The 12,721-nt window shown below is 64.9% G+C and carries 11 protein-coding genes; all 11 read left to right on the top strand.

The window, feature by feature from the left end:
* Positions 1 to 3 precede the first annotated feature (3 nt).
* The 11 genes from QMK31_RS06045 to QMK31_RS05995 all read left to right on the top strand — a co-directional run bounded on the left by QMK31_RS06045 (position 4) and on the right by QMK31_RS05995 (position 12,683).
* A complete protein-coding gene (locus QMK31_RS06045) occupies positions 4 to 669 on the top strand; it encodes a hypothetical protein (protein ID WP_283500034.1) in 666 nt (221 codons plus the stop codon).
* 262 nt (positions 670 to 931) lie between these two features.
* A complete protein-coding gene (locus QMK31_RS06040) occupies positions 932 to 2,626 on the top strand; it encodes a GspE/PulE family protein (protein WP_283500033.1) in 1,695 nt (564 codons plus the stop codon).
* Positions 2,627 to 2,761: 135 nt separating this feature from the next.
* Positions 2,762 to 4,249: a type IV pilus twitching motility protein PilT gene (locus tag QMK31_RS06035; protein WP_283500032.1), complete on the top strand. Its 1,488-nt coding sequence runs from the start codon at positions 2,762 to 2,764 to the stop codon at positions 4,247 to 4,249.
* On the top strand, positions 4,249 to 5,478 hold the full coding sequence (locus QMK31_RS06030) for a type II secretion system F family protein (RefSeq protein WP_283500031.1): 1,230 nt from the start codon (positions 4,249 to 4,251) through the stop codon (positions 5,476 to 5,478). The genes QMK31_RS06035 and QMK31_RS06030 overlap by 1 nt, the downstream gene beginning before the upstream one ends.
* Positions 5,479 to 5,738: 260 nt before the next feature.
* Entirely contained in the window at positions 5,739 to 6,191 is a 453-nt protein-coding gene (locus QMK31_RS06025; RefSeq protein WP_283500030.1) for a type II secretion system protein, read from the top strand.
* Between the two features lie 161 nt (positions 6,192 to 6,352).
* Entirely contained in the window at positions 6,353 to 7,765 is a 1,413-nt protein-coding gene (locus QMK31_RS06020; RefSeq protein WP_283500029.1) for a prepilin-type N-terminal cleavage/methylation domain-containing protein, read from the top strand.
* Complete coding sequence (locus QMK31_RS06015) at positions 7,762 to 8,445, top strand: prepilin-type N-terminal cleavage/methylation domain-containing protein (RefSeq protein ID WP_283500028.1); 684 nt, start codon at positions 7,762 to 7,764, stop codon at positions 8,443 to 8,445. The genes QMK31_RS06020 and QMK31_RS06015 overlap by 4 nt, the downstream gene beginning before the upstream one ends.
* Positions 8,442 to 10,217, top strand: coding sequence for a hypothetical protein (locus tag QMK31_RS06010; protein WP_283500027.1), 1,776 nt, complete (start codon positions 8,442 to 8,444; stop codon positions 10,215 to 10,217). Before QMK31_RS06015 ends, QMK31_RS06010 begins: the two co-directional genes overlap by 4 nt.
* 32 nt (positions 10,218 to 10,249) lie before the next feature.
* Positions 10,250 to 11,356 carry a type IV pilus assembly protein PilM gene (pilM, locus tag QMK31_RS06005; RefSeq protein ID WP_283500026.1) on the top strand — a complete coding sequence of 369 codons (1,107 nt, stop codon included), beginning with the start codon at positions 10,250 to 10,252 and terminating at the stop codon, positions 11,354 to 11,356.
* A complete protein-coding gene (locus QMK31_RS06000; RefSeq protein ID WP_283500025.1) occupies positions 11,353 to 12,027 on the top strand; it encodes a hypothetical protein in 675 nt (224 codons plus the stop codon). Before pilM ends, QMK31_RS06000 begins: the two co-directional genes overlap by 4 nt.
* A complete protein-coding gene (locus QMK31_RS05995) occupies positions 12,024 to 12,683 on the top strand; it encodes a hypothetical protein (protein ID WP_283500024.1) in 660 nt (219 codons plus the stop codon). The genes QMK31_RS06000 and QMK31_RS05995 overlap by 4 nt, the downstream gene beginning before the upstream one ends.
* Positions 12,684 to 12,721 lie beyond the last annotated feature (38 nt).

Here is a 12,721-nt window from a genome sequence, read left to right as displayed (position 1 = left end):
CCGATGACACTCGATAAAGCCCTCTCTTACGCGGGAGCGTTTGTGCTCGTACTGCTAATACTGCTGGCCGGAATTTTCGTGATTGTTCCCCGGGTCTCGGAAACGCGCTCAGATCACGCCGAGACGCGTTCTGTAGAAGCGGCCAACAACGATACGACCGCCCAGATCGAGAGTCGTGTGCAAGACCTGGGCGACCTCGACAATCTTCGTGACAACCTCGTTGACCAGCAGCTGGCCGTGCCAACCACGATCGATGCTTCAACGTTTATCTCCCAGCTTGCCGCGAGTGCCGTGACGCTGGGAGTCACCGTCGACGAAATATCATTCGGCGATCCCGAGTCTCCCACAGCGCCGGTGGATGCCGTCGCGGCTGCTGCGGCCGCAGCCGCAGCAGCCGGTACCCCCGAGGCTCCCGACGCCACCGGTACCCCGGCACCCACTGCCGCTACCGCCACCCCCGAGTCTTTTCTGGTCATTCCGGTCTCCCTCTCCATCGGCGGCAGCTACACCGGCGTGCTCGATTTCATCGAGGGTCTACGAACGGGCGAACGTCTGGTCTCCATCGTCTCCTTTGCCACCGACATCAGCGGTGAAGCGGATGCCGGCACCGTCACCGCCACAATTTCTGCACTGATTTATGTGCTCCCGGCCGATGCTGCCGCGAAGTAGCGCTGCGCCGCGCTAGCACCTCGTCCCGTTGCACCTCGCCCCGTTGCACCTCGTCCGGTAGCACCCGTTCCATAACACCCTGGCAGGGAGCACTCCGCCACGGAGCCCGTAGGCAAGACCCCCAGATCACGGGACTACCCCGGCGTCGTGTGCGTCGCTAGCGTTACCGCACACGCACAACTCGAAGGCACCGAACCACCCATTCGGATCACCCGGCCCAACGGTTGCGCACCTCCAATCCCTACCCGAGGGAGCCTTTAGCATGACCACTCTGACCGAAATTCTCATTCTGCACGGCGAATTGCCCATCGAAGAACTCGATTCGCTGCGCGCCGGTGACCCGGCCGACGACCGCGCCGTGCGCGCTCTCGTCGACCAGGGCATCGTCTCCGAGGTGCAGTTCGCCCGCGCGCGGGCAGAGCAAATCGGGCTGCCCTTCGTGCAGCTACTTGATTTTGTTGTGGAACGCACTGCCCTAGCCCTGGCGACCGCAGCTCTCTGCAACCGGCACGAGGTGCTGCCGCTGAACGTCGTCAACGGCCACCTCACCCTGGCCATGGTCGACCCGGGAAACGTGTTCGCCCTCGACGACGTGCGGGCTGCAGCCCACTTGCCGGTGACCCCGGTCGTGGTCGAGCGGGCTGACCTGCGCGCCGCGATCATGCGCTATTACCGCGCGGATGATGAACTCAGCGATCTGTCGACATCGCTGGTAGAAGAACAGGCCCCCATTACGGCCGTCGCGTTTGGCGCCGCCGACGCGGTTGATGAGGCGCCGATCGTGCGATTTGTGAATGTGATCGTGAGCCAGGCCATTCAAGACCGTGCCTCCGACATTCACATTGAGCCGGGGGAGCACCACCTTGACGTGCGGTATCGCATCGATGGCGTGCTGCACGAAATGCACAGCGCCGCCAAGAGCACCCAGAACGGTGTGATCTCCCGGCTGAAAATCATGGCCGATATCGATATTGCCGAGCGGCGCAAACCCCAGGACGGGCGCATGTCGGTCACCCACGAAGGGCGAAAGATTGACCTGCGCGTAGCGACACTGCCCACGGTGTGGGGCGAAAAAATTGTCATGCGCATTCTCGACAACTCTTCCACGAGCCTGAGCCTCGGCGACCTCAACCTGCTCGATGCTAACCAGGCGGCATTTCAGAGGTCGTACACCAAGCCGTACGGCATGATTTTGGTCACCGGTCCCACGGGCTCGGGCAAGTCCACGACGCTGTACACGACCGTCAACACCATCGCCCGACCGCAGATCAACGTCATTACCGTGGAAGACCCGGTGGAGTATCGCATGCCGGGCATCAGCCAGATCCAGGTGAACACCAAGGCCGGCCTCACCTTTGCGAGCTCGCTGCGCGCCATACTGCGGTGCGACCCCGACGTCATTCTGGTCGGGGAGATTCGCGACGGGGAGACCGCCCAGATCGCCATCGAGGCATCGCTCACCGGCCACCTCGTACTGTCAACCCTGCACACCAACGATGCCCCGAGCGCCATCACCCGCCTCGTCGAGATGGGCATCGAACCCTTTCTCGTGGGCAGCGCGCTGGACTGCGTCGTGGCCCAACGGCTGGCCCGGCGGCTCTGCGATCGGTGCAAAACTCCAGCCGAGCACAGCGCCGCCTATCTCGCCAGCGTGAACTTTATGGGCCAGCCTTCCGCGGAAGCGGGCTCGGTGCCTGCCGCTGTACCGCCTGCCATGCTGTTTCAGGCAAACGGATGCCCGCACTGTTCCCACACGGGCTACCGCGGCCGAATCGCTATTCACGAGGTCATGACAGTCACCGAAGAGATTGAACGACTGGCCGTGGCCCGCGCTTCGAGCACCGAAATTGGCCGGGTCGCTCGCTCCGAGGGAATGATCACCCTACGGCAGGACGGCTGGCAGAAAGTGCAGCTGGGCCTGACGACGATCGACGAGATTTTGCGCGTCGTCGCCTGAATTCGATTTCGGCCGCCCGACGCGACAGCCGTGCCCAACAGTCTTACCCGCACAGCGTTACAGCACAGCCTTACCCGCACAACCGGCTCCATCGCAATGTGTACCCGACCTAATTGCTCCGAGAAGGACTATTCCATGACCGAACCCACGCTCATTCCGGCACCCGGCCACCCTGCCGAATTCGTCGAGAACGCCCGCCTCAATTCGCCTCGCCTCGACTATGCGCGTTCCACCTTTACCGGCGTCTCGAGCGCACGGTTTTCTCAGGTCGACAGGGAGAACCTGAACCAGAACCAGAACCAGAACCAGAACCAGAACGAGAACCAGACCCAGACCTCATCGAGCGCGCCCGATTGCGACCTGCTCGACGCGCTTGGCACGGTGATCGCTCGTCAGGCCTCCGACCTGCACGTGACGGTGGGGTCGCCGCCGGCCATTCGCGAAAACGGTGATCTCGATCCCCTTGAGCTTGCACCGGTGTGGTCCAAAGCCAAGGTGGAGCGGGCCGTGCGCAGCATTTTGTCGGCCGAGCAGGAGGCCATTTTCGACCGGCACCACGAACTCGACTTCGCCTACACGCTGGAGCAGGGCAGCCGCTTTCGAGTGAACGTTTACCAGCAACGCGGTGCGGTCGGTGCGGTTTTTCGGCTCATTCCAAGCGAGATCAAGACCCTGCAAACCCTCGGTATTCAGCCGTCGGTGAGTGCATTCTCGGCTCTTCCGCGCGGTCTCGTGCTCGTGGCTGGGCCCACCGGTTCGGGCAAATCGACAACTCTGGCCGCTCTTGTCGACCTCGTAAACACCACCCGCAAAGACCACATCGTCACGGTTGAAGACCCGATCGAGTTTTTGCACACCCATAAGAAGTCGCTCGTAAACCAACGCGAGGTGGGCTGCGACACCGACAGTTTCGCATCCGCTCTCAAACACGTGCTCCGTCAGGACCCCGACGTTATTCTCATCGGTGAGCTGCGGGACCTTGAAACCATCCAGGTTGCGCTGACCGCAGCAGAGACCGGCCACCTGGTGTTTGCGACCCTGCACACGCAAAGTGCTGCCCAGACCATCGACCGTCTCATCGACGTGTTCCCGCCGCACCAGCAAAACCAGGTTCGCTCGCAACTCGCTCAGACCCTCCAGGGCGTGATCTGCCAGACCCTCGTGAAACGAGCGAACGGCGGCGGCCGGGTCGTGGCCACCGAAGTGCTTATTACGACCTCGGCCATCGCCAATCTCATACGGGAGGGCAAGACGCACCAGATCGAATCTATGATGCAAACCGGGCGGGACCGTGGCATGCACACGCTCGACCAGCACCTGGCAGCGTTGGTCAACACGGGGGTCATCACCCGCCAGGCAGGCCTCGACCACGCCCAAGACGTGGAGGGGCTTGCCAAGCTGGTTCACCGCGCTGAGAGGCCGCGTCAGACTAATGGTTTCGCCTTCGCGTCGGATGCTGCTGGTTTTGAGGGGAGTTTCGCTTCGGCGGGCTTCGTTGAGTCTCGATTCGAGGTGCCGGAAGGAGCCCAACCACTGCTGGCGAGCGCGCGGCTGGCTCCGATTCCCATGATTTCGGTTGCCGAACCGAACCTCGACGGCAACCGCATGAAGGCGGCGAGCTGATGCCCAGCACGCTCGCGTACACCTACACCGGGCGCACCAGCGCCGGCAAGAACGTGAAGGGGCAGCTGGATGCCCTTACCCCGGCGCTCGTGGCGAGCCACCTCAACGCCCAGGGCATCGCACCGATGACCATCGCCGAGGTACCGGCGGCAACCGGGCTTTCCCGCTCGCTCCAGTTTTCGGGCTTTCACCGGGGAGTCAGTCTCAAAGACCTCGCCATCATGAGTCGACAGTTCGCGACCATGATCGGGTCGGGGCTGTCGCTGCTGCGCACGCTGAGCATCCTCTCGGAACAGACCGAGAGCAAACCCCTCACCGCGGTGCTTGTGGCGGTGGTCGCCGACGTCGAGACCGGGCAGTCTATCTCGCAGGCGCTGGGGCAACATCCGCTCACCTTTCCGCCGATCATGATCAACATGGTGCGGGCCGGTGAAACCGGAGGCTTTCTGGACCGGGCGCTCAACTCGATTGCCGAGAACTTTGAAAAGGAGGTCAAGCTGCGCGGCACTATCAAGTCGGCCATGACCTACCCGGTGATCGTGCTGTCGATGTCGGTTGCGGCCGTGATGATCATGCTGATCTTCATCGTTCCCATTTTTCAGGACATGTTTGCCGGCCTCGGCGGCGCGCTGCCGCTGCCCACCCAGTTGCTCGTGACGCTGTCGCAGTCAATGGTGTTCGTCGTGCCCATCGGCCTGGTGCTGGTCGCTGCGTTCAGCGTGTGGTGGCGGCGCAACAAGCACACCGATCGTGTTCGCAGTCGGCTCGACCCGCTGCGGTTAAAGCTGCCGGTGTTCGGTGCCCTGCAGAAGAAAATCTCGGTGGCGCGGTTCAGTCGCAACTTTGCCAACATGCTTGGCGCCGGAGTGCCCATTCTGGAGGCACTCAAGATTGTGGGTGAGACCAGCGGCAACTGGGCCATCCAGCACGCACTGGTGGAGGTGGCCGACGCGGTGCGCCAGGGGCAGCCCATCTCGGCACCGCTGGCCGAACACGCGGTCTTTCCGGCCATGGTCACGCAGATGATCGCGGTGGGAGAGGACGCCGGCACGCTGCAGATCATGCTCGACAAGGTCGCAGACTTCTACGACCAGGAGGTGCATGCCGCGACCGAGCAGCTCACCGCCATGATTGAGCCCCTGCTGATTGCCTTTCTCGGCGTGGTTATTGGCGGCATGGTCGTTGCCCTGTACCTGCCCATCTTCAGCATTGCCAGCATGATCAAGTAGTCCCTGCCTGCCCGATGCCCCCGCCCTGGCGGGGCGTTTGGCGTGCCCGAAAGACGGCAGGTTAACCCCCGTCTGGGTGGCGTTCGTTATGGGGGTGGGGAATACCCCAAATCACCCGCAAATGTGGGTCGTGCTTGAGAAAATCTCGCCCCTAATCTGAAGCTTCGATCGCACCCTCGATCGAAAAAACACCGCACGGCATCACGAGTCCTTACCCGGCTCGCTTTCGCATCACCCACTCCAACCCGAATGGACACTCCATGATTACTCGCCTGCTCGCTTCCCTCAACCTGCGCCGCGCACGCTTCACCGAGAACCAGAGAGGGTTCACGCTGATCGAGCTGCTCGTCGTCGTGATCATCATCGGAATTCTCGCGGCCATCGCCATCCCGGTCTATCTGGGTGTGCAGAACAACGCCAAGGACGCAAGCGTCAAGAGCGACCTCGCCAACGCGAAGACCGCCATCATCGCCGTGCAGACCGAGACCGGTACCATGCCGGCCACCGCCGCCGATATTGCGTCGATCACCGGGGCTACCAGCTACGGCTACACCAAGGGTCCGAACACATCCTCGATCAGCTACAAGAATCTCAGCGCGACGACCTTCTGCATCGGCGCCACCAGTTCAACCACGGCCAAGTACTACGTGACCGAGTCGCGCGGCATCACCAACAACGCCACCACCGCTGCTCCCGCGACCTGCACCTGGTAGTCGGGTAGCGGATGCGCCGGCCCGGCCGCAGCATCCGCCGGCAGCCGCGCTTCACATCACGGCACTGCTTCAAATTTCAATCGGCGTGAGCCGGGGTAGGCCTTCGGGTCGCCCCGGCCGCCCGGTTCTCGCTCACCTTGAATCTCGCGAAGGAGGCTCTTGTGAATACCCTGCTCCTTCACGTGGGCCGCCGCTTAGCCCGAAACGCCGCCGGTAGCAACGGCAACGACGCCGGTATCAGTCTCATTGAAGTTCTCGTGGCCATGATGATCTTCGCCATCATCGCTGTTGGCGTTGGCTATGGCATCGTCACCTCGCTCTACCTCAGCAACGATGCCCGATCGCGCGAAGTCGCCACCAACCTCGCGGCCGAGGAGATCGACCTGGCCCGATCGGCGGGCGACGTGTTCAGCGTGCTCGACCGCGACAGTACCGTCGTACAGAACGGCACCACCTTCACCGTGCGCCGCGCGACCGCGTGGGAAACCTCCAGCGGAGTCGACGGCACCTGTGGCTCCGGCGGCGGTCAGCTGCGCTACCGCCACGTCAACGTCACGGTTACCTGGAACAGCATGCGCGCCTCGACCCCGGTGGTACGTGCCGACAGCGCCCTGGCGCCCGGCAGCCGCATCAACGACCCCACCCTCGGCACAGTCCTCGTCTCGGTCCTCACCGCTGCCGGTAGCGGTGCCGATGGAGTAGCCATTTCAGCCGTCCCCAACGCGGTGCCCAACGGCGCCCAGACCCTCGCCTTCGCCCCGCCGGTAACGGATGCCCAGGGCTGCAGCTACCTGCTCAAGGTCAAGCCAGGCACCTACGACGTCAGCGTGGCGCGCCCCAATTTTGTCGATAAGAACCAGACGACCACCTCCACGATGACAGTGGGGGTGGTGGCCGGCGCTGCGGCATCCGTTGCCTTCGCCTATGACCTCGCCGGCACCGTCACGGCCAACTACGCCACCAACGTGACGACGGGAACCACCCTGCTGCCGAGCAACCTGCACACGACCTGGCGCAGCACCTACGCGGCATACACCCCGGCACATATTGGCGTGGCCACGACTCAAAACTTTCAGTTGCACCCGTTTGCGTCCGGCTACCAGGTGTTCGCCGGCAGCTATGTGGCGCCCACCCCCACCATCCCCGCGACACCCGCCACCCTCGGGTGCGTTTCGGTGGACCCGGCCGCGTGGACTACCCCGGCCGCCGACGGCGCAATCGGCCCGGCAGCAGCGCAGGTCGCCACCCTGCCCGGTGCAACCGCGAGCGTGAATGTACCGCTCGGGGTGTTCACCGTCTCGGGCCTCGATGGGCAATACCTGCGGGCAGTGTCCCAGCCTGCCGGCGCAGCGCCCGACGACCCCGGCTGCGCGCTGGCGACCGTGTATACGTTCGGGCCGCTTCCGGCCGGCCCCGCCCAGCTTGGCCTGCCGTTTGGCTCCTTTGCCCTGTACTCCGGCCCGACGAGTGGCTCGCAGACCACTCCGGTCGCGGCGGCGAGCCTCGCCCTGCTCACCAAGGGAACGGCGGGAGCCGTGCTCACCCTCGACCCGCGAACGGTGGTGACCCCGTGACGCGCTGGCGCACGCTGCGAGCTGACAACGTCGAGAGTGGCCTGTCGCTTGTTGAACTGCTCGTCTCGGTGGTGCTGCTCGGAGTGTGTCTCGTCATGATCTCTGGCCTGTATGTGAGCGCCACTCGCTCGCTCGGTTCGGCTTCGGCGCTTGGTGCGAATACCCGAGAAGCGTCGAACGGTATGAATGCCATGGCGCGGTCCATTCGCGCCGCCACGGCCAACCCGGTGGCGAGTCCCGCGCTCGCCGACCCGGCTATCGCGGCGGCAACGAATGAATCGCTTACCCTGTTCGCCTACGTCAATCTCGGCCTTTCGACGCAGCAACCGGTGAAGATTCGTCTCGAGGTCGACGCCGAGCGCCGCCTGGTCGAGACGCGGTGGCCGTCGGTTCCCCTCGCCGGTGGGCTCTTCAGCTTCGCCAGCACGCCGCTCTCCACCCGCATCCTCGCCCAGACCGTCGCGCCGGAGGGCAGCGGCCCACCCCTGTTCAGCCTTACCGACTCGGCGGGCAGCATCCTGCCTCTTGATATCGCGCCCACCCCGGTGCAGCTTCGCAGTATCGTCACCGTCACCGTAAATCTCACGGTGCAGACCAGCGCAACGGATGCGCGCAGCGCGGTTACCCTCAGCAACACCGTGGGCATGCCCAATGTTCGCTTCGCCATGGTGGGGCCATGATGGGCGGCATCGGTCGACGTCTCGCGCCTCAGGCACAGCCCGAGCGCGGAGCCGCCCTGCTCGTTGTGATCGGAATCGGCCTCGTACTGCTCACCCTGGTTGCCACCGCCATGACCTTCTCGGTCAGCGGCAGCCTTAAAGCCACCGGTGATCAGAACTGGAACGGCGCCATGGCCGCCGCCTACGCCGGTGTTGATGAATACGAGAGCCGACTGGCCAACGACAACACCTACTACCGGTTCGGCAATTCCGCGGCAGCCTTCAGCGTCGGCAGCACCCTCACCGCTCCCACCGTGGCGAACCCAGCCTTCGAGGTCGGTGCCGCCGGCGGCTGGGCACGTGTCGCCGGCAGCGACGGCACCGCGTCTTTTCGTTACGAGGTCGATAACTCGGCGTACTCGTCGTCGGGAGTGCTGCGCATCCGCTCAACCGGTCGAGTTGGAACTAAAACGCGCAGTGTTGTGGCAAACCTCAGGCAGGCTGGGTTCATCGACTATCTGTACTTCACAATGTACGAGATTCAGGATCCGGCCCAGAGCGGTGTCACCGCTGCAGGGTGCGCAAACACCTACGCGTGGGCGGGCCGACCGTCGCCGGCGGGCGGCTCCACAGTGTGTAGCGACGTTGCGTTCGGTGGTGGCGACGTGGTGAATGGCCCGGTGCACTCGAACGACACCCTTCGGGTCTGCGACGCCACCTTTAATGGCAGGGTGACCACGGGCAATCCGGCGCTGCCCGGGGTCAACTATCGGCGCGAAAACTCCAACGGATCGCCCTGCGGTGGCCAGGTTTTCAATGGTGGACCGCCCCAGAACAGCCCGGTCATCGCGATGCCCGCCACTAACGCGTCATTGCAGGGCGAAACCCGCACCGATGCCGGCGTCGCTGAACCCGGCTGCCTCTATACCGGGCCCACCAGCATCGTGCTGAACACCGGCGGCACCATGACCATCCGCTCCCCGTGGAGCAAGGCCACCCGGGTTGCCGGCGAACCGGCCACGTCGGGCAGCACCCCGGCGGCCTGCGGCATGCCGGGAACCGGCGCCGGGGCTCTTGGCTCCGCAGTCGGGGCCACCGTACCGGTACTCGATGCCAACCTGCTCTTCGTGCAGAGCGTGCCGCTGCTGGCGGCCGACCCCAACTTTACGAGCGACACCGCCTGGCCCGTTGGCCAGAGCGCCGCCACCTGTGCCGGCGGCAACGGCCTCGGCTTTCCGCTGGCAAACGAAGACGTGGCCTCCGTGCCCACATCGTATGGGTGCCGCCACGGCGATGCCTTCGTGAAGGGCACGCTGGCGGGCACTATGACCGTCGCTACCGACAATTTTGTCTACGTCACCGGCGATATCACCTATGAGGACGCCGCTGCCGATGTGCTCGGACTGGTCGCCCAAAACGCCCTGTGGATCTGGAACCCGGTCTGTGCCGGCGGCAGCTGCCCGGCCGGCGGCGGCGCTATTCTGCCCGACAACCGGCGCATCGACGCGGCCATGCTCTCGCTCGACCACACCGTGCAGGTGCAGAACTACAACCGTGGCGGTGAACAGGGTGTGCTCACCATCAACGGCTCGTTGGCCCAGAAGTATCGGGGGATTGTACACAGCACCGTGGGCGGCGTCGGTAATGGGTACATCAAGAACTACACCTACGATCCCCGATTTCTTTACATTGCCCCGCCGAAATACCTGTCGCCGGTCGCCGCCACTTACGGCATCAGTCGTCTCGTCGAAGTCAGCTCGGCCTTCAGCGCGACGGGCGCGATCGTTCCGTGATTTTCGTACCCCTCTATTAAGGAGAACATCTCGTGGCCCAGAGCGTTGTAGGAATAGATATCGGTACCGCGCATCTGCGCGCAGTGGAGGTTCGAAACCCCGGCAAGACCAGGCCCACCGTGCTGCGCTACCACGAGGTGCCGCTGCCTCCTGGGGCCGTCAGCGGCGGCGAGGTGCTCGAGCCGCACACCGTCGCGGCCGCGCTCAAAGCGCTGTGGTCGAGTGGCGGGTTTCGTTCTCGCCAGGTCGTGCTGGGAATGGGCAGCCAGAGGGTGCTCGCCCGCGACCTGAGCGTGCCCAAAATGTCGCTGGCCCGCATTCGCCAGTCGCTTCCGTTTGAGGTGCAGGATCTTCTCCCTGTTCCCGTCGCCGACGCCCTGCTCGATTTCTACCCCATCTCCGAATCCACCACCGAGCACGGGCCAACGGTGAACGGGCTGCTCATCGCGGCGGTCAAGGCCGCGGTCCTTGCCAACGTGTCGGCGGCCCGTCTGGCCGGCCTCACCACGATCGACGTCGACCTGATTCCGTTCGCGGTCAGTCGACTGTTGGTCACCCGCCCTGGTCTCGACGGCGTCGTCGCCGTGATCGACCTTGGCGCCACCACCACGAGCGTGGTCATCACCCGGCAGGGCGTGCCGCAGTTCGTGCGCATCATCCCCACCGGTGGCGACGACGTCACCCAGGCGCTCGCCGCCGGCTTGAAAACGGATGCCGCCACCGCTGACCTGATCAAGCGTCGCGTCGGCCTGCTGGCCGCGACCGCCGCCTCCGGCGCTGCACGCAACGACGTCCCCTTCGACGGGGTCATCGCCGGCGGATCGGGCCCGATCGACGCGGCCGGTGCCCACATCATCGCCGAGGTCATGAACGACCAACTCGGCAGTGTGGTCAACACCCTCAGCTATTACGCGAGCACCCGGCCGAGCGATCCGGTGTCCGCGATCGTGCTCAGCGGTGGGGGAGCCCAACTGCCGGGGCTCCCGGAGGCCGTGTCGAAACTTACCCGGTTGGGGGTGTCCACGGGAGATCCGTTGTCGACGGTGGGGCTGGCATCCACTATTGACGCTGAGGGGCTGCGTCTCGGCAGCGCCGCCTACACCGTGGCCCTCGGACTTGCGCTCGGGCGTGCCGCATGAGCCGCCGCGCGAAGGTAGACGCGCTCGTCATCGGCGGCGACCAGCGGCTCGACCTGCTGCCGCCCGAGGTGCGCGCGGAGCGGCGCGACCAGCAGCAACGACGACGCCTCAGCCTCGGCGTCGGCGGGGTGGCCGTGGTCGTCGGCCTGCTCGTGGGCTCGGTGACGGCGCTCTCGCTGACGGCGCAGGCCGACCTGGCCAGCGAGCAGGCGCGCACGGCGACACTGCTGACCGAGCAGGGCCAGTACTTTGCCGTGCGGGCCCTGCAAAACCAGGTCACACTCACCGAGGCGGCGCAGCGTGTGGGGGCCTCCACCGAGATCGACTGGAAGGTGTATCTGGGAGCCGTGCAGGGCACCCTTCCGCGCAGCGTGGCCATCAGCTCCGTGCAGGTCGACTCGGCTACACCGCTCGCGGCGTACACCCAGGCGACCGCGCCGTTACAGGGCTTGCGGGTGGCGACGGTGTCGTTTACCGCCACGAGCACCGTGTTGCCGGATATTCCGGCCTGGCTGAGCGCGCTCGGCACCCTCGACGGCTTCGCCGACGCACTGCCCGGCTCGGTTGCGCTCGACCAGACCACCGGCATCTACACGGTCACCATCACCATGCACGTCAACGACCTAGCCTTCGCGCATCGTTTCGACCCGACGGAAGAGAAGCAGCCATGAATCACAACAAACTCTGGCTCATCGGCTCGGCGCTAGTGACGAGTGTCATTGTCGTGCTCGGCGTTCTGCTTGGAATTCAGCCGCAGCTCGAGACCATGAACGCGGCCAACGCGAGTCGCATCGCCGTGCAGGCGACGAATGAGGGGCACGTCGCCCTGCTCGGCCGCCTCAAGCACGACTTCGCGAACCTCGACGCTCTCACCACGACAGCGGATGCCCTCGCCGAGTCAGTGCCGAGCGGCTCGGCGATGCCGGCCCTGGTCGACCAGCTCGACGCCGAGGCCTTTGCCGCCGGCCTCACCCTGACCGGAATGACCGTGACCGAGGCGGTGGCGTACTCGTCGGTCCTTCCGGCGGAGGTGCCAATTGAGGCTGCGGCGGTTCCAGCGGCGGTTCCAACTGCGGTTGTAGCGACGCCGGCGGTCACGACAGCGGTCACCGCGGCCAACTTTGCTGCCTTCCCGCTGCAGGTCACCGTGACGGGCAGCTATGCCGAGGTGCTCGACTTCGTCTCCCGTCTGCAATCCGGAAGCCGATTGTTCCTGGTCAGTGGCCTCGACTCCGTTGCAGCGCCCGGGCTGCCTGGCCTGGTGAACGCGACCGTCTCCGGGCTGGTGTATTCGCTCGTGGCAGCGGCGCCGGCATCCGCTGGATAATGCGGCGGCGCGCCGAGTCTTCAGGGCATTTGCTGCGC

The organism is Cryobacterium sp. PH31-O1, assembly GCF_030063455.1.
Taxonomy (GTDB): domain Bacteria; phylum Actinomycetota; class Actinomycetes; order Actinomycetales; family Microbacteriaceae; genus Cryobacterium.
This window is presented reverse-complemented; position numbering and strand designations above follow the sequence as displayed.